Here is a 20513-nt window from a genome sequence, read left to right as displayed (position 1 = left end):
TGCCTTTCCGTGGGGAAAACCGACCGGTCATCCGAAGGAAAAAAAGTCGAAACTTTTCACAACGGCGACAGGTCAGGTTAGAGGAAGGGCAACAACTGCTGGAGCATTCCTTGCAACGGCCCCCTCACCTGATTCGCTTCGCCGCATTGGGCAGCGCTTTGCTCTCCTTGCGTAGCGCTCGTGCGCCTGGCCGCAGGATTCGGCCAATGAAACAACAGCTCTGGCGCTTGCCGGAAACAGATCGAGAAATAGGAGTTATTTATGATCAGTGCTGCCTTGGAACCACAGCAAGTCCGCTCTCAATTACCGCCGGCGGCTGAATCGCCGACGGCACCGGTGCTGGCCACCGGAGGCAAGGCACTGCTCCCTGTCGTTCGACAGAACCCCAACCGCAAGAAGATCCTGTTCGTGACCTCGGAAATCGCCGACCTGGTCAAGACCGGTGGCCTGGGCGACGTTTCTTCCGCCCTGCCCCGGGCCATGGCCGGCCTGCATGATGTCCGGGTGCTGATCCCCGGGTATCCGCAAGTCATGAACAGCGGCAATCCGATCCATATCATCGGCGAACTGGGCGGCCACGCAGCGCTGCCGCCGTGCAAGATCGGCCGCATGGACATGGCCGACGGTCTGGTGATCTACGTCCTGATCTGTCCCGAACTGTATGCCCGCGAAGGCTCGCCCTACGGCGCCAACAATGGCCGCGACTGGCCGGACAACCACATCCGCTTCGCCCGCCTGGGCCTGGCCGCAGCCGACATCGCCGCCAACCTGGCGCAGATCCACTGGTGCCCCGACCTGGTCCATGCCCACGACTGGCCGGCCGGCCTGGCCCCCGCCTATATGCACTGGCGCGGCCAACGTACCCCGACCCTGTTCACCATCCACAACCTGGCGTACCAGGGCGTGGTCAGCCTGGCTTCCTGCCCGGAGCTGGGCATCCCGGAGCACGCGCTGCAACAGGAAGGCATGGAGTTCTACGGCAAGCTGTCGTTCCTCAAGGCCGGCATGGCCTATTCCAGCCACATCACCACGGTCAGCGCTACCTACGCCCAGGAAATCACCACCCCGGCGTTCGGCTGCGGGCTTGACGGATTCCTCGCCGCCAAAACCCAACAAGGCCTGCTCAGCGGGATCCCCAACGGCATTGACGAGAGCTGGGATTCGGCGACCGACTCACATCTCCAGCGCCAGTTCTCCATTGGCGACTGGGAAGGCAAGGCGGTCAACGCTGCCCATGTACGCAACCTGTTCGGCCTGGATGAAACGACCGGCCCGCTGTTCGCCGTGGTATCGCGCCTGGTGTACCAGAAAGGCCTGGACCTGACCGAGGCCGTCGCCGAATTCATCGTCGAATCCGGCGGACAGATCGCAATCATTGGCCGCGGCGAACCGGAAGAAGAACAGGCCATGCGTGAACTGGCGTTGCGCTTTCCCGGCAAGATCGGCGTGCGCATCGGCTTCAACGAAACCGATGCCCGGCGGATGTTCGCCGGCAGCGATTTCCTGCTGATGCCATCGCGCTACGAGCCGTGCGGCTTGAGCCAGATGTACGCCCAGCGCTTCGGCTCGCTGCCGGTTGCGCGCAATACCGGCGGCCTGGCGGACACCATCGAGGATGGCATCACCGGGTTCCTGTTCGACGAATCCACCGTGGAAAGCTACCAGCAGGCCCTGAGCCGGGCTTTCAAGGTATTCGAGTTTCCCGAGCTGCTAAATGCCATGCGTTGCCGGGCGATGTCGGCCCCCTTCAATTGGTCCAAGGCCGTAGAGCCCTATGCCGAACTTTATGAACAACTGGTAGCTAAATCGCTGGGAAAATCGGCCAGACAATGAGGTAACCGATGCCGTCAAGGACGCCTGAAACCTGGACCCACGGCGCGGTCTTGCTCGATTCCGAGCACACCCGCTTCGCGCTATGGGCCCCGGATGCCTTTTACGTCAGTGTCGAACTCGACACTGGAGAATCCATACCGATGCTGCCCCAGGCCAACGGCTGGTTCATGATCCAGGCTCGTTGCCCCGCTGGCACTCGTTACCGCTTCAACATCGATGGCGAGCTGGAGGTGCCCGATCCAGCCTCCCGCGCCCAGGACGGTGATATCGATCGCCACAGCGTGGTGGTCGACCCCCACGCCTACCAATGGCGACACACCAACTGGGCCGGTCGCCCCTGGTACGACGCGGTCATTTACGAACTGCACGTTGGCGCCCTCGGTGGTTTTGAAGGCGTCGAACAACAATTGGCACGCCTGGCCGGGCTTGGCGTGACCGCCATCGAACTGATGCCCCTGGCGCAGTTTCCCGGCGATCGCAACTGGGGCTACGACGGTGTATTGCCCTACGCTCCCCAGGCCTCCTATGGCACGCCGGACCAGCTCAAGCATCTAATCGACAGCGCGCACGGCCATGGGTTGGCGGTCATTATCGACGTGGTCTATAACCACTTCGGCCCCGATGGCAACTACCTGCACCGCTACGCCAAGGGCTTCTTTCGCGAAGACAAGCACACACCCTGGGGCGCGGCGATCGACTTCCGGCGCCGCGAGGTCCGCGATTTCTTCATCGAAAACGCCCTGATGTGGTTGCTCGAATACCGTTTCGACGGCCTGCGCCTGGACGCGGTGCATGCGATCGAAGACCCGGACTTCCTCCAGGAGCTCGCCACCACGGTGCGCCAACAGGTCGACCCGACGCGCTACGTCTGGTTGACCGTCGAGAACGAACACAACCAGGCCAGCCTGCTGGAGCACGGCTACGACGCCCAGTGGAACGATGACGGGCACAACGCCTTGCACGTGCTGCTGACCGGCGAGACCGATGCCTATTACGCCGACTATGCCGAGCAGACCACGGAAAAGCTCGCGCGCTGCCTGAGCCAGGGGTTTGTTTTCCAGGGCCATACCAACCGCCACGGTGAGTCCCGCGGCGAGGCCAGCGGTCACCTGCCGCCCAGCGCTTTCGTCCTGTTCCTGCAAAACCACGACCAGATCGGCAACCGGGCCTTGGGCGAGCGCCTGCACCAGCTGGCCCCGCCACAGGCGCTGCAAGCCGCGACCGCCTTGTTGCTGCTGTCACCGATGATCCCGCTGTTGTTCATGGGCGATGAAGTGGTCGCCGAACAACCGTTCCTGTTCTTCACCAGCCACCATGGCGAACTGGCGGAGTTGGTGCGCGAAGGTCGACGCAACGAGTTCAAGGCCTTTGCAGCCTTTGCCGACCCCGAGAAACGCGAGCGGATTCCCGACCCGAACGCGGCCGGCACGTTCGACGCTTCACGGCCCAACCTGGAAGCCCATCAACCGGAACAACTGGCCAGCGAAACCCTGTATCGCCAGTTATTGAAGATCCGCCGTGAGGAAATCGTCCCGCGCCTGCCCGCCGCCCATGCCCTGGGCGCGGATGTGCTGGGCCATGGCGCCGTCAGCGCGCGCTGGCAGATGGGCGACGGCAGCGTGTTGCGCATCGACCTGAACCTCAGCGACAAGCCGGTCGAACACAGCGCACCGCAAGATGCGCAGATTCTTTTCGAACATCCACCGCAGGCCATGGGTCTGTTGCAACAAGGGGTGCTCACGCCCCACAGCGCGCTGGTCAGTCTGACGCAAGCGACAACCTTGCCCAATATCACTGGAGAGCGCCTATGAGCGATGCGCAACTGGAAATCCTCGCTGGCCGAGCGGGCCTGGCGGTGGACTGGATCGATGCCAATGGCCGTGCCCAGAAAGTTACACCCGCGGTGTTGCGCTCGGTCCTCATCGGCCTGGGGCATCCCGCCGGCACTGCCCAGGAAATCGACGCCAGCCTGTTGCAGTTGCAGGAAGACCAACAGAACCATCGCCTGCCGCCGCTGCTTACCGCAGACGCCGGCGTGAATGTCGACCTGAGCCGCTATTTCGAACCCGCGACCCCGTGCGAGATCCAGCTTGAAGATGGCGCGACGCTGAATCTGAAACTTGACGCCGACGCGACGCTTCCGGGGATCGTCCCGGTGGGCTATCAGCAGGTCAGCATCCAGGGCCAGCATTTCACCCTGGCGGTGGCGCCCGCCCGTTGCTACAGCGTGGCGGATGCGGTGGACGACCCGATCCCCAGGGTCTGGGGCCTGAGCGCGCAGCTCTATTCCCTGCGCCGCCCTGGCGATGGCGGCTTCGGCGACACCCAGGCCCTGGAAGAACTGGCCCGGGTGGCCGGCGAACGTGGTGCCGACGCCCTGGCCATCAGCCCGATGCATGCGATGTTCAGCAGCGATACCGGGCGCTACAGCCCTTATTCGCCCTCCAGCCGGCTTTTTCTCAACAGCCTGTACGCCGCGCCCGGCACCATCCTTGGCGAGCGTGCGTTGCGCACGGCCATCGACGCCACCGGCTTGACCAACCAGTTGCGCAGCCTCGAAGAGCAGCCGCTGATCGACTGGCCGGTGGCTGCCGAAGCCAAGCAGCGGGTTCTTCGCGCGCTGTACGACGGCTTCAGCCAGGGCGAACATCCGCTGCATGAGGATTTCAGCAGTTTCCGCCACAGCAGCGGCGAGGCCCTGGAAAACCATTGCCGCTTCGAAGCCCTCCAGGCCGATCGCGCCGCTCGGGGCGAAAGCCTCGACTGGCGCCAGTGGCCGCAAGAATGGCGCGATCCGCGCAGCGCCGCGCTGGCCCGTTTCGCCGAGGAGAACGCGGATGAAATCGGCTTCTACGCCTTCTGCCAATGGTTGATTGCCCGCTGCCTGGAGCGCGCCCAGAGCGCGGCGAAGTCCAGTGGCATGGGCATCGGCCTGATCGCCGATCTCGCCGTGGGCGCTGACGGCGCCGGCAGTCAGGCCTGGAGCCGCCAGGATGAGTTGCTCGCCTCGCTCACCGTCGGCGCACCGCCGGACATTCTCAACCGCTCCGGCCAGGGCTGGGGTATCTCGGCGTTCTCGCCAGAAGGGCTGGTACGCAACGGTTTTCGCGCATTCATAGAAATGTTGCGGGCCAATTTCGCCCACGCCGGCGGCTTGCGCATCGACCACATCATGGGTCTGCAACGATTGTGGGTGATCCCCAACGACGCCCCGCCCACCGATGGCGCCTACCTCTATTACCCGATCGATGATCTGCTGCGGCTGCTGGCCCTGGAATCCCATCGCCACCGGGCCATCGTGCTCGGCGAGGACCTTGGCACCGTGCCCGAAGGCCTGCGGGAAAAACTCGCGGCCCGCGCCATCCTCGGCATGCGCGTGCTGTTGTTCGAACAGGACAATACGCACTTCAAGCCGATCCTCGATTGGCCGGATGACGCCCTGGCCACCACCAGCACCCATGACCTGCCGACCCTGAACGGTTGGTGGCACGGACACGACATCGACTGGAACGCCCGGCTGGACCTGATCGACTCCCACACCGAGATGGACTGGCGCCGGCACCGCCAACGCGAGCGTGACGGGTTACGCAATGCATTGAACCAGGACCCGCAGAATTTTCGCGAAGAACACCGCGAAACCGACCAGGTGCTGGACGCCAGCGTGCGCTTCCTCGGCCATACCCGCGCGCCGCTGGTGCTGTTGCCCCTGGAAGATGCCCTGGGTATCGATGAACAGGCCAACCTGCCCGGCACCACCGACACTCACCCCAACTGGCGGCGGCGCCTGGCTTTGGAAAGCCGCGCGCTGCTGGATGACCCGGACGCCGCACGGCGTCTGGAAATACTCGCCTGCGCGAGACTTCAGGCGAACGAGCGTGACCGATGAACCAGACACTGATCCAACCGCTGCAGGCCACCTTGCGCCTGCAATTTCATAAAGGCTTCACCCTCGACGATGCCGTAGCGCAAGTGCCCTACTTCGCAGCGCTGGGCATCAGCCACATCTATGCGTCTCCCCTGCTTAAGGCTCGTGCCGGGTCCATGCACGGTTACGACGTGGTCGACCCGACCCAGGTCAACCCGGAGCTGGGCGGAGAGGCTGCGCTCAAGCGCCTGGTCGCCACCTTGCGCGAGCACCGGATGGGCCTGATTCTCGATATCGTGTCCAACCACATGGCCGTTGGCGGCAACGACAACCCCTGGTGGCTGGACCTGCTGGAGTGGGGACGCTTGAGCCCTTACGGCGAATTCTTCGACATCCAGTGGCATTCCCCCGACCCGCTGATGGAAGGCCAGTTGCTGCTGCCATTCCTGGGCAGCGACTATGGCGTGGCGCTGCAGGAAGGCACGTTGAAACTGCGTTTTGATTCCGCGCAAGGCAGCTTCCATGTCGAACATTACGAGCACCGCTTCCCCATCTGCCCGATGCAATACGGTGAGCTGCTCAAGCCTGCGGACGCTCTGGAGCCCGAGCAGATCGACGCGCTCAAGGCGCTGGCCGAGCGCTTCACCACGCTGAACTACCAGACCGACGCCCACTCCCTCGCCCGCCCGCTCCGGCAAGAGCTGCGAGATCTCGCCACGCAATCGGCCATTCTCAGCGCCATTGAAGACAACCTGCGCGGCTACGATTCCACCGAGCCTGCAGGTTTCGAGCGCCTGCACCGATTGCTCGAGCGCCAGAGCTACCGGCTCGCCAGCTGGCGCACGGCGGCGGACGATATCAACTGGCGACGCTTCTTTGATGTCAACGAACTGGGCGGCCTGCGGGTCGAGCGGCCGGCGGTGTTCGAGGCGACCCACGCCAAGATCTTCGAGCTCATCGCCTCGGGGCTGGTGGACGGCCTGCGGATCGACCACATCGACGGCCTGGCCGATCCTCGCGGTTACTGCCGCAAGCTGCGCCGTCGTGTCGACTCGCTCTCGCCCTCGCGGCACCTGCCGATTTTTGTCGAGAAAATCCTCGGCGACGGCGAAACCCTGCGCCGCGACTGGAACATCGATGGCAGCACCGGTTACGAGTTCATGAACCAGATTTCGCTGTTGCAACACGACCCGGCCGGCGCCGAGCCCCTCGCCGAGTTCTGGAGCCGGCACAGCGAGCGCCCGGCGCACTTCATCGAAGAGGCCCGCCTGGCCCGCCAGCAGATTCTCAACGGCTCTCTTGCCGGAGATTTCGAAAGCGTCGCACAGGCCCTGTTGCAAGTCGCCCGGGACGACGTGATGACCCGCGATCTGACCTTGGGCGCGATTCGTCGGGCGTTGCAGGAGTTGATCGTGCATTTCCCGGTGTATCGCACGTACATCAACCCGCTGGGACGCTCCGCCGAGGACGAGGTGTTTTTCCAGAAAGCGCTGGAAGGCGCCCGGCAAACCCTGAGCGAAGCCGATTGGCCAGTGCTCGACTGCCTGGCCGACTGGCTCGGTGGCATGCCATGGCGCAAGCGGCCTCGCGGCAGTGAGCGCAAACGCCTGCGCCATGCCTGCGTACGCTTCCAGCAACTGACCTCGCCGGCAGCGGCCAAGGCTGTCGAGGACACTGCACTGTATCGCTCGGCGGTCCTGCTTTCGCGCAATGACGTGGGCTACGACACCGAGCGCTTCAGTGCCCCGGCCGAGGAATTCCATGAAGCGTGCCGGGAACGGCTCGAACACTTTCCCGACAACCTCGTCACCACCGCGACCCATGACCACAAGCGCGGCGAAGACACCCGAGCCCGGCTGGCAGTGATCAGCGAACGCCCGGACTGGTACACCGCGTGCGTGGAGCAATGGCGCATCCTCTCGCCGTCGCTGCACAGCGACCCAGCAGCCCCATCGGCCGGTGATGAACTGATCCTTTACCAGGCCCTGCTCGGCAGCTGGCCGCTGGACCTCGACCTGCAGGACCCCAAAGCCTTGGCCGAATACAGCGAACGCCTGTGGCAATGGCAACGCAAGGCCCTGCGCGAAGCCAAGCTGCAAAGCAGCTGGGCGGCGGTCAACGATGCCTATGAGCAAGCCACCCAGATGTTCCTTGAGCGGTTGCTGCTGTGCGACGAGGGCCTGCCGTTGCGCAGCGCCATCGCCGAGGCGGTCCAGGCCATCGCTCCGGCGGGCGCCCTCAACAGTCTGGCGCAAACCTTGCTGCGCATGACCGTACCCGGCGTCCCGGACCTGTACCAGGGCAACGAGTTCTGGGATTTCAGCCTGGTGGATCCGGACAACCGTCGCCCGGTGGATTTCAACGCTCGCCGTGAGGCGTTACAGGGCGACAGCTCACCGGCGACGCTGGTACGCGACTGGCGCGACGGTCGGGTCAAGCAGGCACTGATAGCGCGGACGCTGGCCTTGCGCGCCGAATACCCGCAGCTGTTTCGCCAAGGCAGCTATCAACCGCTGCCGGTGCTTGGCGAACACGCTGGGCGGGTGCTGGCGTTCATGCGCGAATACCAGCAGCAGCGGGCGATCGTGGTGGTCCCGGTGCACGCCGCCCGCCTGCTGGAAAACGGTGCCTTGCCCCACGTGGCTGCATCGGACTGGGGCGATACCCGGGTGTCGTTACCGTTCGCCGCCGAGGATGGAAAACTGAAGGGACTTTTTGCAAGCGCAGCAGTCACACCCCAAAGGGAGCTGATGGTCAGCGCCGCGCTGGGGGATTTCCCGGTCAATGTCTTTATTGAATCTTGAGTTTAGTCAGGAGCACTGCGATGAGTACCGACGATAAACGCATTCGTGAATTTGCCTATCAGATCTGGGAGTCCGAGGGTAAGCCCGCCGGGCAGGAAAAACGTCACTGGGAAATGGCGCGCAAACTGGCTGAAGCCGAGGCACTGGCGCCTAGCAAGCCGCCGAAAGCAGCGAGCAAGACCGCCGCCAGCAAGACCGACGGCACCAAGCCGGCACCCGCCAAGAGCGCTGCGACCAAGACCGCTGCGAAGAACACCACACCCAAGGCCAAGCCTGCGGCCAAACCCTCCGCGGCGACTGCCGCAGTGGTCCCGCCCGCCGACAAGGCGGCCGCGAAGAAGCCACGAGCGGTGCGCAAACCACCGGCGGTCTGATCCAGCGAACTCATCGTTCTCAAGCCCGTGCTCCTTCCAGCGAAGGGGCCTGCTTGTGGCATGACGCTTTATCGTCTCGCCACAAGCGCAAGGCACGCAGTCCTGCGTGCGTCGCATCACCGAATCTGTCTTTTGCAGGAGCAACTATGACCCGTCCAAAAAACACCACGCCGCCGCCGGTTATCGAGGCTTCGCGGATTCGTGAAGGGCTGCCGTTTCCGCTTGGCGCGACCTGGGATGGCCTGGGGGTCAATTTTGCGTTGTTCTCAGCCAACGCCACCAAGGTCGAACTGTGTATTTTTGATGACACCGGCGAAGTCGAACTCGAACGCATCGAGTTGCCGGAGTACACCGACGAGATTTACCACGGCTATCTGCCCGATGCCCATCCGGGGCTGATCTACGGCTATCGTGTCTATGGCCCTTACGATCCGGAGAATGGCCACCGCTTCAACCCCAACAAGCTGCTCATCGATCCCTACGCGAAACAGCTGGTGGGAGAACTGAAATGGTCCGAGGCCTTGTTCGGCTACACCATCGGTCACCCCGACGGCGACCTCAGTTTCGATGAACGCGACAGCGCCCCTTTCGTGCCCAAGTGCAAGGTCATCGACCCGGCCCACACCTGGGGCAACGACCATCGCGTCAGCGTGCCGTGGGACAAGACCATCCTCTACGAGACCCATGTGCGCGGCATCACCATGCGCCATCCCGCGGTGCCTGAGAACCTGCGTGGCACCTTCGGCGGCCTGATGGTCGACGATGTACTCGAACATATCCGCAAGCTGGGCGTGTCTTCGGTCGAACTGATGCCCATCCATGCCTTTGTCAACGACCAGCACCTGCTGCACAAAGGCATGACCAATTACTGGGGCTACAACAGCATCGCCTTTTTTGCCCCTGACCCGCGTTACCTGGCCAGCGGCAAGATCGCCGAGTTCAAGGAAATGGTCGCGCACATGCACGAGGCCAATCTTGAAGTGATTCTCGACGTGGTCTACAACCACACCGCCGAGGGCAACGAACAGGGCCCGACCCTGTCCATGCGCGGGATCGACAATGCCTCGTACTACCGGCTCATGCCCGACGACAAGCGCTATTACATCAACGACTCGGGCACCGGCAACACCCTCGACCTGAGCCACCCGTGTGTGCTGCAGATGGTCACTGACTCCCTGCGCTACTGGGCCACCGAAATGCACGTCGATGGCTTCCGCTTCGACCTGGCGACGATCCTGGGTCGCTACCATGACGGTTTCGATGAACGCCACAGCTTCCTCGTCGCCTGTCGCCAGGATCCGGTGCTGCGCCAGGTGAAACTGATCGCCGAACCTTGGGATTGCGGGCCTGGAGGTTACCAGGTCGGAGGGTTCCCACCGGGCTGGGTCGAATGGAACGACAAATTCCGCGATACCGTGCGCGCCTTCTGGAAAGGCGACGACGGCCAACTCGCCGACTTCGCCAGCCGCATGACCGCTTCGGGCGAAATGTTCAACCAGCGCGGTCGCCGCCCTTATGCCTCGGTGAACTTCGTCACCGCCCACGACGGTTTTACCTTGCACGACCTGGTGTCGTACAACGACAAACACAACGAAGCCAACGACGAAAACAACCAGGACGGCAGCAACAACAACCTGTCCTGGAACCATGGCGTCGAAGGTCCGACGGATGATCCCGAGATCAACGCGCTGCGCCACCGGCAGATGCGTAACTTCTTCGCAACGCTGTTGCTCGCCCAAGGCACGCCGATGATCGTCGCGGGCGACGAGTTCGCCCGCACCCAGCATGGCAACAACAATGCCTACTGCCAGGACAGCGAGATCGGCTGGGTCAACTGGGACCTGAGCGAGGATGGCGCGGCGCTGCTCAAGTTCGTCAAGCGTCTGATCAAGCTGCGTCTGACTTACCCGATCCTGCGGCGCGGACGCTTCCTGGTGGGCAATTACAACGAGGACATCGGCGTCAAGGATGTCACCTGGTTGGCCCCGGATGGCAACGAGATGACCATTGAACACTGGCAGGACGGCCAGAACCGCTGCCTGGGCATGCTGATGGACGGGCGCGCCCAGGAAACCGGTATCCGCCGCAAGGGGGCCGACGCCACCTTGTTGCTGGTCGTCAACGCACACCATGACATCGTCAACTTCCGCTTGCCGGAAGTGCCGGAAGGCAGTTTCTGGACGTGCATGGTGGACACCAACCAGCCGACGGTGCGCGGCCAGGAGCGCTTCGATTTTGATGCCGAATACTCCGTGACCGGCCGCTCGTTGCTGTTGTTCGAGCTGCAACGCGACGAAGAGGAATAAGACGGCAAATCGACAAAACCGCAGGGACGCGGTTTTTCTGGTCGCTCACACGACGCAGTTCGAATAAAAAAAGCGGATCAGATACGCAATCTGACGCGACGAAACCGCCAGCATAGTCAATACTTCGCGTACGGCGGTTCCAGGACTCGGAGCGCCGCGAATCACAGTCAGCCCTGCGGGGCGACGCCGGGCAGTCGGTCCGGTGCATGACTGAACGATTGAACAGCACAAGGACGTAGCCTCTATGAAACCCGCCTCCCGCTTGCAACGCCGGCAGCACCCCCAGATATGGAACAGCGCGCCGCAACTGGCCGACATTCCCATCATCAGCACCCAGACACTCATATCCGCCGGCTCCCGCGCGGTCATCCTTGCCCCGCACCCGGGCGACGAGGTCGGTGCCTGCGGGGGACTGCTCCAGTTGTTGAGCAACCTGGACCATCCCATGCTACTGATCTCCGTCACCGACGGCAGCCTCGGCCACCCGGGTTCGCCATTATGGAACGATGAGCGGCTGCGCACGTTCCGCCCCCACCCCCAGGAAAGCGTCGACGCCCTGCATCGCCTGGGTGTGCCGCCCAACGGCCTGCAATGGGTGCGCGGCGGCTTCCCGGAAAAGAGCCTGGCCGAGCACGAGGAGCCACTGGCCGCGTTCATCGGTCATCATCTTCGCCCCGGTGACGTGGTATTCAGCACCTGGCGCCAGGACGGCGACAGCGATCACGACACTGTCGGACGCGCAGGAGCCCTGGCAGCCGAAGTTATCGGTGCGGTGTTCAATGAACTGCCGGTATGGGCGTGGCATTGGCCCCTCCGCGAACAGAAGAGGATCCCCTGGCATCGGGCTCGCAAACTGCGTCTGGATGTCTGGACCACCGCCCGCAAGCGCCACGCCATGCATGCTTACTCCAGCCAGCTCAACGGTGAACCGGCCAGCGGTATCGCACCGCTGGTACCGCGGGTGATTCTCGACCGCATGGGCATGCCGTACGAAATCGTTTTCATCTGATCAGTTCCCGTCCTGTGGCTAGGGCCTGTTTATCCGGGCACCACAACCTTGTGGGAGCGAGCCTGCTCGCGAAGGCGGTTTGATTGGGTACATATCCATTTTTTTGGTAACGGCCGCTTATGGTTCCGCTCTTACAGCGGGTCACTTTTGGAAAAGCGCCAAAAGTAACCAAAAACGCTTCGCCCCACCACTCGGCACCTCGCCTGGGCTCGGTGTGCCCTCACTCCGGCATTGCTCCGTGGGCCCGCCGCGAAGGGCCATCCATGGCCCAGCGCGGCTAACCCGGCATCCATGCCGGGTTGCCCACTGCGCAATGCCTGCGTTCGGCCAGCGTGGTTAACGGGGCGCCCCAGATCAAGATCAAGATCAAGATCAAGATCAAGATCAAGATCAAGGTCTAAAGCGATGCTCCGGATGGCGCAGCTCCACTGTGGGAGCGGGCCTGCCCGCGAAGAGGCCAGTCCATTCAGCATCTTCATCGCCTGAAACACCGCCATCGCGAGCAGGCTCGCTCCCACAGGATTTTGTGTTGTGCCTGGGTGCTCCGGATGGCGCAGCTCCACTGTGGGAGCGGGCCTGCCCGCGAAAAGGACAGTCCATTCAGCATCTTCATTGCCTGAAACACCGCCATCGCGAGCAAGCCCGCTCCCACAGGATTTTGTGTTGTGCCTGGAGCTCCGGATGGCGCAGCTCCACTGTGGGAGCGAGCCTGCTCGCGAAGAGGCCAGTCCATTCAGCATCCCTGTCGCCTGAAACACCGCCATCGCGAGCAGGCTCGCTCCCACAGGATTTTGTGTTGTGCCTGGGTGCTCCGGATGGCGCGGACTCCACATTCAACAATTCCGGAACTGCCGCAGCCGTCGTCAGTCGCATGAACACATATATCTGATTCAGGAGCGAACGTGGCTGGCGATTCCAACTGGCAGGCCGAGCAACCCGCGGCGGCGGATGCATCTGCGGCGGTTCATCGGCTGCGGGTCCTGACGGTCAATACGCATAAGGGGTTTACCGCCCTCAACCGCCGCTTCATCCTGCCCGAATTGCGCGAAGCGGTACGCAGCACGGGGGCCGACCTGGTATTTCTCCAGGAAGTGCTGGGTGAACACGACCGCCACGCGTCACGCTATGACAATTGGCCCCAGACCTCGCAGTACGAGTTCCTCGCCGACAGCATGTGGAGCGATTTCGCCTATGGCCGGAACGCGGTCTACCCCGACGGCCACCATGGCAATGCCCTGCTCTCAAAATATCCGATCCGCCAGTTCCGCAATCTGGACGTGTCCATCACCGGCCCGGAGCGGCGCGGGTTGCTGCACTGTGTGCTGGACGTGCCAGGGCACGCCGAAGTCCATGGGATCTGCGTTCACTTGAGCCTGCTCGAAAGCCATCGCCAACTGCAGCTTCAATTGCTCTGCAAGCTACTCGATTCGCTGCCCGAAAACGCGCCCGTCATCATTGCGGGGGATTTCAATGACTGGCAGCTGCGCGGCAACACCACCCTCGCCCGCCGCCGCTACCTGCACGAAGCCTTCGAACACCACCATGGCCGCCCGGCCAGGACCTATCCGGCGCGTTTTCCCCTGCTGCGCCTGGACCGCATCTATCTGCGCAACGCCACCAGCCATGCGCCGCAGATTCTCGGCAACCGACCTTGGACACACCTGAGCGACCATTTGCCGCTGTCGGTGGAGGTGCACCTGTAGCCGCGGTCACCATCGCTGACCTGTAAGATCTGACAGTAGCGACCCTCATCATCCGTTGTTAGCGTGCCCCATATACAGCAAGCGTTGCGAGGCCCGTGAGCCTTCTGTAGAGCAACCGAGGCTGGATTGCGGCATGCCACGGATGCCGATGCTGAGGGAAAGCGGATGAACTTGCGCAATCATGGCGTCAACCGGCTGTTCAATGCCTTGTGGCTGACTACACCGCTGTTGCTGGACGCATCGCCCGCCATGGCGGCATGCACCCTGACGCCGACGGCAGGCAATGACAGCTATGTCTGCGACAGCGGCACCAGCCCTGGATTGAGCGACCTGTCGGGAGATAACCGCCTGACGATGCCGGCCCATGGCAGCGGTGTGATCCAGGGAGACGTCACCTTCGGCGCCGGAGCCGATTACGTCGAGATCAATCCCGACGGCATCGTGGCAGGCGACGTGCGACAAGGCTCGGGCACCGATGATTTTGTCATGCGCGGCGGCAGCATCCAGTCACTGGCCCAGGGCGATGGGCTCGATACGTTCCTGATGACCGGCGGCACCATCGTCGGCGCGTTCGAAGACGGAGACCAAGCGACAATGACCGGCGGCACCATCGGCCGGGTCGACATGAAACTCGACGATAATATTTTCGACATGTCAGGTGGGCAGATTCTTGGCAATCTGGTGACCGGCTTTGGTCGGGATACCATTATCGTTAGCGCGGGACGCATCGGCGGAAACGTCAGTGTCAGTGGCGGTGACGACCGTATTGCCGTGAGCGGGGGCGAGATCGTCGGCGAGGTTCGAGCCAGTTTCGGTAATGACCAGTTGCAGTGGAGCGGCGGCCTCATCCGTTCCGCCATCCTGATGGGCGAAGGCAACGACACGGCGCTGTTGAGCAACCTGGATAAAACCCTGCTCGCCACCACACCCAGCCTGGATGGGGGGTTGGGCCAGGACACACTGGCTTTTGTGGCCAGCACGGCCGGCGATGGCGCCCGTTACCTCAACTGGGAATCGGTCAGCCTCACCCAAGGCTCGCGCCTGGACTTGGGCGACACGCTGGTCTTGGGCGACGGTATCACCGGCACCGGCACGCTGAACATCGACGCAAGCAGCCTGTTGACGGCCAGCCAGGGCAGCATTCGCCCGTTCACTGCTGGCCAGATGGCGACGCTTGAAAATGCCGGAACCATCGACCTCGGCGCAGGCAACACCCACACCAGCGACACCCTTACCGTACAAGGCAACTACGTCGGCAATGGCGGCCAGTTGCGCCTGCAGACGCTGCTCGGTGCAGACGACTCGCCGAGCGACAAGCTGATCGTCAACGCCGGCACGCTCGGCGGCAGCACGGCCATCACCGTCACGAACATCGGCGGTGCAGGTGCCTTGACTGCCCGCGACGGCATCGAGCTGGTCCAGGCTCAGGGCGGCGCCGTCAGCGACAGCGGGGCTTTTTCACTGGCGCGTTCGGTGTCGGCCGGCGCGTTTGATTACCGTTTGTTCAAGGGCGGCGTGACCGGTAATGAAAACAGCTGGTATCTGCGCTCGACCGTGGTCGCCGGTCCGATCGCCGTGGCCAGCCCCACGCTGCCGGCCTTGCCCGTCGCCGTGCCGGGCGCAGCGCCCATTGCGCTGTACCGTCCGGAAGTACCCGTCTGGTCGGCGTTGCCTCCCGTCGCCGCCCAACTGACCCTGATGGCCCTGGGCACGTTCCATGATCGCCAGGGCGACCAACGCCTGCTGACGGAAACCGGCGCCTTCGGGGCCGGTTGGGGCCGAGTCTACGGCAAGGACCTCGATCAGACTTGGGCCGGCACGGTGACACCGAGGTTCGACGGCTCCATCAAGGGCTTCCAGGTGGGCAACGACCTTTACAGCGCGCCGGTCTTCGACGGCCAGACCCAGCGCATCGGTTTTTTCGTTGGCCATAGCGAATTGAACGGCAACGTCGACGGCTACAACCTGGGGTTCGAAGGGCGGCGCGCCGGCAAGGTTGAACTCGACGGCGACAGTTATGGCTTGTACTGGACGCTGACCGCTCCCTCCGGTGGTTACATCGACACGGTGGTCATGGGCACCCGGCTGAATGGGGACAACCGCTCCGAGCGCGGCCTCAAGCTGGATAATCGCGGGCATGCGCTGACCCTTTCGGCGGAAGCTGGCTACCCATTTGCCGTGGGCAGTGGCTGGGTCGTCGAGCCACAGGCACAGATCATCCATCAGAAGATCTCCCTGGACACCCAGGATGATGGGATTTCCAGAGTCGAATTCGATTCCGACAGCGCCTGGACCGGCCGGCTCGGTGCCCGTCTCAAGGGTCGCTACCTGATCAGCGACACGCCGGTGGAGCCGTACCTGCGGGCCAATGTCTGGCACACGTTCTCTGGCACCGACACGGTGACATTCGACGACGCCCAACGGATCGAGACCCAACAACGCAGCTCAACCGCCGACCTGGGCGCGGGCGTCATCGTCAGCCTTGCGCCTGCGGTCAGCGCCTATGCCGGAGTGGACTACGGCAATAACCTCGACAGCAACCAGCAACGCAGCGTGGCCGGAAATGTCGGTGTGCGAATCAGTTGGTGATCGAGGATGGCGACTAATTGACGCCTGATAAGAGTCAAAAATAACCAACTGTAATCAGCCATTTACTGACCACTGATTTCAGCGTGCCACTGGTCGGCCATTTTCTTGACGCACCCGCATCAGTCCTCTTGACTACAACGTACTACCCCCGGAAACACAGTCAGGGGCAGGCCTCTGGAACCCCGTTACGACGGGCTGCCCGAGGCTTGCCCCAACCCATTCGGTCGCCCCTCATTCGGGGTAGGAGAGACGCCCTGAGCGAGAGATACATGCGATTGCAAGGCAGGCCCCCATGAAAACGTCCCAGCGCCCCCAAGCCCTTCAAGCTACCCTCTGCACCGTCTCCACTTCGTTATTGCTGTGCTCCTCCATGGAGCTCCAGGCCGAGCCCGCCGGGCGGCCGGCTTCCCTTTGGTATGACCGAATGCCAGCCGACGGCCAGACGGACAACGACGCCGTAACGGGCAGGAGCCCCGCCCTGCTTACCCTGCGAAACGACAGCGGTCACACCCAACGGATGGGTTTGATCAGCGCTTTTCACCAGATCACTTCCAACCATGGCGGACTGCTGGTTACACCGGCCATGAGCGATCCCGGCAAGGATGCGCTGAACCTGCAGGGCCCCAGCCTCGGCGCCTACTGGAGCCTGACCGGTCCGGCAGGCTGGCACCTGGATTTGAGCGCGAGCGGCGGACGCGTCAATGGTTACAGCCTGACCGAACAAGGCCAGCGCCAGGCCACCGAGGGCAACGCCGTCACGCTGTCGGTCGAGGGCGGATTTCCCATCGGCATCAGCGATAACTGGATCGTCGAACCCCAGGCCCAACTGATCAACCAGCGCATCACACTCGACACACCGAATGCCGGCAATGGCAACAACAACAAACTCAACAGCTGGAGCGGCCGCGTCGGCGCCCAACTCAAAGGTACGTACCAGGTCAACGGCCTGGGCGTGGAGCCTTACGTGCGCACGAACCTGTGGCACACGGTCCAGAGCGCCGACACCCTGAGCCTGGACAAGGTCGAAAAAATCAGCAGCAGCCGCAAGGCTTCTACCGTTGAGGTGGGCCTGGGGCTGGTGGCCCGGGTGACGCCGGTGGTAAGCCTGTATGTCAGCGCTGACTACAGCAGCGACGTCGACGACAACGACCTCAATGGCGTCATTGCCAGCCTCGGCGTGCGGATGCGCTGGTAAGTGCTCGCCGTTCAAAGCCGCTCCCTCGTGGCGAGAAACCGGCATCTTCGCCACGCGGGCATTGCGCTCGGCGGAGTGAATGGCATGGCCTCGCGTCCTGGCACACTTAAAAAACACCTCCATTAAGGCGTATAACGCTAAAAGCGATTCATGCCTGCCGCAGCCCATGGCTCATTTCATTGATGGAGTAACGACATGACCACAGCCAACTTCCTCGCCAATCTGTTCCCCGGTGCCGCCGACATCCCGCCAGCCTACCGCCTCGAAGGCCAGGTGGAGCAGCGTGAATACCTGGTCGATGGCGTCCTGAAGACCTGGCAGGGTCCGCTCGCCACGGTGCGCAGCCCGGTGTACCTGGCCGGCGCCGACGGCGATGAACAGGTCATTCTCGGCAGCACGCCACTGCTGGATGCCGAGACCGCCCTCACGGCCCTTGACGCTGCCGTCCGGGCCTATGATCGCGGCCAGGGCCAATGGCCGACCATGCGTGTCGCCGAACGCATCCGTCATGTCGAGACTTTTTTGGCGCGGATGCGCGAACAGCGTGAGGCGGTGGTCAAGCTGCTGATGTGGGAGATCGGCAAGAACCTCAAGGATTCCCAGAAGGAATTCGACCGCACCTGCGACTACATCGTCGATACCATCAATGCCCTCAAGGAACTGGACCGTCGATCCAGCCGCTTCGAGCTGGAACAGGACACCCTCGGACAGATCCGTCGCGTGCCATTGGGCGTGGCCCTGTGCATGGGCCCTTACAACTATCCGTTGAACGAAACCTTCACCACGCTGATTCCGGCGCTGATCATGGGCAACACGGTGGTGTTCAAGCCGGCCAAGCTCGGCGTACTGCTGGTACGGCCGCTGCTGGAAGCCTTTCGCGACAGCTTCCCCGCCGGCGTGATCAACGTGATCTACGGCAGCGGCCGGGAAACCGTCAGCGCCCTGATGGCCAGCGGCAAGATCGACATATTCGCCTTCATCGGCACTAACAAGGCCGCCAGCGACCTGAAGAAACTCCATCCGCGCCCGCATCGCCTGCGTGCCGCGCTGGGGCTGGACGCGAAGAATCCTGGCCTGGTGCTGCCCGACGTCGACCTGGACAATGCCGTCAGCGAGGCGCTGACCGGTTCGCTGTCCTTCAACGGCCAACGCTGCACCGCGTTGAAGATACTCTTCGTCCACGAAGACATCGCTCCGGCGTTCATCGAGAAATTCAATGCAAAGCTCGCTGCGCTGAAACCCGGCATGCCATGGGAAGACGGCGTCGCACTGACGCCATTGCCCGAAGCGGGCAAGGTCGATTACCTGCATTCGCTGGTAGCCGATGCGATCGCCAAGGGTGCCGGCGTCATGAACCAGCACGGCGGCGAATCCCGGGCTTCGTTTTTCTACCCGGCGGTACTCTATCCGGTGAACACCGCCATGCGGGTCTATCACGAAGAACAGTTCGGCCCGGTCGTGCCCATCGTGCCGTACCGCGACGTCAATACCGTGATCGATTACGTCCTCGAGTCCGACTTTGGCCAGCAACTGAGCATTTTCGGCACCCACCCGGCCGAAGTCGGCAGGCTGGTGGACACCTTCGCCAATCAGGTCGGACGCATCAATATCAACGCCCAATGCCAGCGTGGCCCGGACACCTTCCCGTTCAACGGCCGGAAAAACTCCGCCGAGGGCACATTGTCGGTTCACGACGCACTGCGGACCTTTTCGATCCGCACATTGGTCGCGACCAAGTTCCAAGACAACAACAAGGCGCTGATCAGCGACATCATTCGTGAGCGGGATTCGAACTTCCTGACCACCGATTACATCTTCTGATCAGCATCGGTCCTCAACTCAGGGCTGGGCGGCGCGACTTGATGCCCCAGCCCTGTTGCATGCCGGCAGCCGCCAGCAGGATCGCCGCCACGCCGAGCCATTGCAGCGGCTCGAGGCGATGGCCGAAGGCAAGCCAGTCAACAAAGATCGCCGCGATCGGGTAGATAAAGGACAGAGCGCCGGTCACGGCAGTCGGCAAGCGTTGGATCGCGCTGTACAGCAGTACGTACATCACGCCGGTGTGAATCATGCCGAGGGTCAGCAGGCTGGCCCAGGCCTCGGGTTGCTGCGGCAAGGCCGAGAAATTCGCCCATGGCGCCAACAAGAGGATGCCGGTGGCGACCTGGATCAACGCGATCAAGTGCGGCGGCGTGCCGGTCAGGCGCTTGATGATCAACGCCGCAACGGCGTACAGGAATGCCGCCCCCAGCGCCAGGGCGATACCCACCAGATAATCCTCGCCTCCCTGCCCCTGCTCGCCGTGGGCGCTGACGATGGCCAGCATCCCGAGAAACGACACCGCCAGCCAGAACAGCTTCTGCGCAGTGATCTTCTCTCCCAGGAACAGCGCGGCCAGCCCCACCAGCATGAAGGGCTGGACGTTGTACACCGCGGTGCCGATGGCGATCGAAGCGCGGGAGTATGAAGCGAACAACAACACCCAATTACCGACGATCGCAACACCACTGAGCACCGCCAGCAGGAAGGTCGTGCGGGTCAGGATATCCCGGCGCAGGAAACCGAAACCGGCGCAGATCAGCAACAACGTGCCGGCGCCAAACACGCAGCGCCAAAACACCACATCCAGCACCGGCAGGCCGGACACCAGCACGAACCAGCCGATGGTTCCGGAAATCAGCATGGCGGCGGTCATTTCGAGCGAACCGCGGCGTAGGGTCTTGTCCATCTTCAGGCTCCTTCAGTGAATGGACACAGTATGCCGACCCGCCTGGGTGCTTCTCCATGGTTTGAAAAAGGCTAGACTGGCTTTCGACCTTTTTTATCAAGGCAACT

The 20513-nt window shown here is 62.9% G+C and carries 12 protein-coding genes; 11 read left to right on the top strand and 1 reads right to left on the bottom strand.

What is annotated here, in order from left to right:
* Window positions 1–261: 261 nt before the first annotated feature.
* The 11 genes from glgA to J3P84_RS12295 all read left to right on the top strand — a co-directional run bounded on the left by glgA (window position 262) and on the right by J3P84_RS12295 (window position 19499).
* Complete coding sequence (gene glgA, locus J3P84_RS12345) at window positions 262–1833, top strand: glycogen synthase GlgA (protein WP_434630522.1); 1572 nt, start codon at window positions 262–264, stop codon at window positions 1831–1833.
* 8 nt (window positions 1834–1841) lie between these two features.
* Entirely contained in the window at window positions 1842–3644 is a 1803-nt protein-coding gene (gene treZ, locus J3P84_RS12340; RefSeq protein ID WP_434630519.1) for a malto-oligosyltrehalose trehalohydrolase, read from the top strand.
* Window positions 3641–5719: a 4-alpha-glucanotransferase gene (gene malQ, locus J3P84_RS12335; protein ID WP_434630517.1), complete on the top strand. Its 2079-nt coding sequence runs from the start codon at window positions 3641–3643 to the stop codon at window positions 5717–5719. Before treZ ends, malQ begins: the two co-directional genes overlap by 4 nt.
* On the top strand, window positions 5716–8502 hold the full coding sequence (locus J3P84_RS12330; protein WP_434630515.1) for a malto-oligosyltrehalose synthase: 2787 nt from the start codon (window positions 5716–5718) through the stop codon (window positions 8500–8502). The genes malQ and J3P84_RS12330 overlap by 4 nt, the downstream gene beginning before the upstream one ends.
* A 20-nt stretch (window positions 8503–8522) precedes the next feature.
* Window positions 8523–8876, top strand: a complete 354-nt coding sequence (locus J3P84_RS12325) for a DUF2934 domain-containing protein (protein WP_305500620.1) — start codon at window positions 8523–8525, stop codon at window positions 8874–8876.
* 146 nt (window positions 8877–9022) lie between these two features.
* Window positions 9023–11182, top strand: a complete 2160-nt coding sequence (gene glgX / locus J3P84_RS12320) for a glycogen debranching protein GlgX (RefSeq protein ID WP_434630513.1) — start codon at window positions 9023–9025, stop codon at window positions 11180–11182.
* 244 nt (window positions 11183–11426) lie between these two features.
* Window positions 11427–12191, top strand: a complete 765-nt coding sequence (locus J3P84_RS12315; RefSeq protein WP_434630510.1) for a PIG-L deacetylase family protein — start codon at window positions 11427–11429, stop codon at window positions 12189–12191.
* A 902-nt stretch (window positions 12192–13093) separates the two neighbouring features.
* Complete coding sequence (locus J3P84_RS12310; protein WP_434630507.1) at window positions 13094–13894, top strand: endonuclease/exonuclease/phosphatase family protein; 801 nt, start codon at window positions 13094–13096, stop codon at window positions 13892–13894.
* Between the two features lie 165 nt (window positions 13895–14059).
* The gene (locus tag J3P84_RS12305; protein WP_434630505.1) at window positions 14060–16483 is read left to right on the top strand and encodes an autotransporter outer membrane beta-barrel domain-containing protein; all 2424 of its coding nucleotides are present in this window, start codon (window positions 14060–14062) and stop codon (window positions 16481–16483) included.
* 292 nt (window positions 16484–16775) lie between these two features.
* Window positions 16776–17678, top strand: a complete 903-nt coding sequence (locus tag J3P84_RS12300) for an autotransporter domain-containing protein (RefSeq protein ID WP_434630503.1) — start codon at window positions 16776–16778, stop codon at window positions 17676–17678.
* Window positions 17679–17873: 195 nt separating this feature from the next.
* The gene (locus J3P84_RS12295; protein ID WP_434630501.1) at window positions 17874–19499 is read left to right on the top strand and encodes an NADP-dependent glyceraldehyde-3-phosphate dehydrogenase; all 1626 of its coding nucleotides are present in this window, start codon (window positions 17874–17876) and stop codon (window positions 19497–19499) included.
* 13 nt (window positions 19500–19512) lie between these two features.
* Here the strand turns inward: J3P84_RS12295 and J3P84_RS12290 are convergent, their stop codons facing one another.
* The gene (locus J3P84_RS12290) at window positions 19513–20406 is read right to left on the bottom strand and encodes a DMT family transporter (RefSeq protein ID WP_434630498.1); all 894 of its coding nucleotides are present in this window, start codon (window positions 20404–20406) and stop codon (window positions 19513–19515) included.
* Between the last annotated feature and the right edge of the window lie 107 nt (window positions 20407–20513).

The sequence above is a fragment of the Pseudomonas sp. Z1-29 genome, assembly GCF_051131995.1.
Lineage (GTDB): Bacteria > Pseudomonadota > Gammaproteobacteria > Pseudomonadales > Pseudomonadaceae > Aquipseudomonas.
This window is presented reverse-complemented; position numbering and strand designations above follow the sequence as displayed.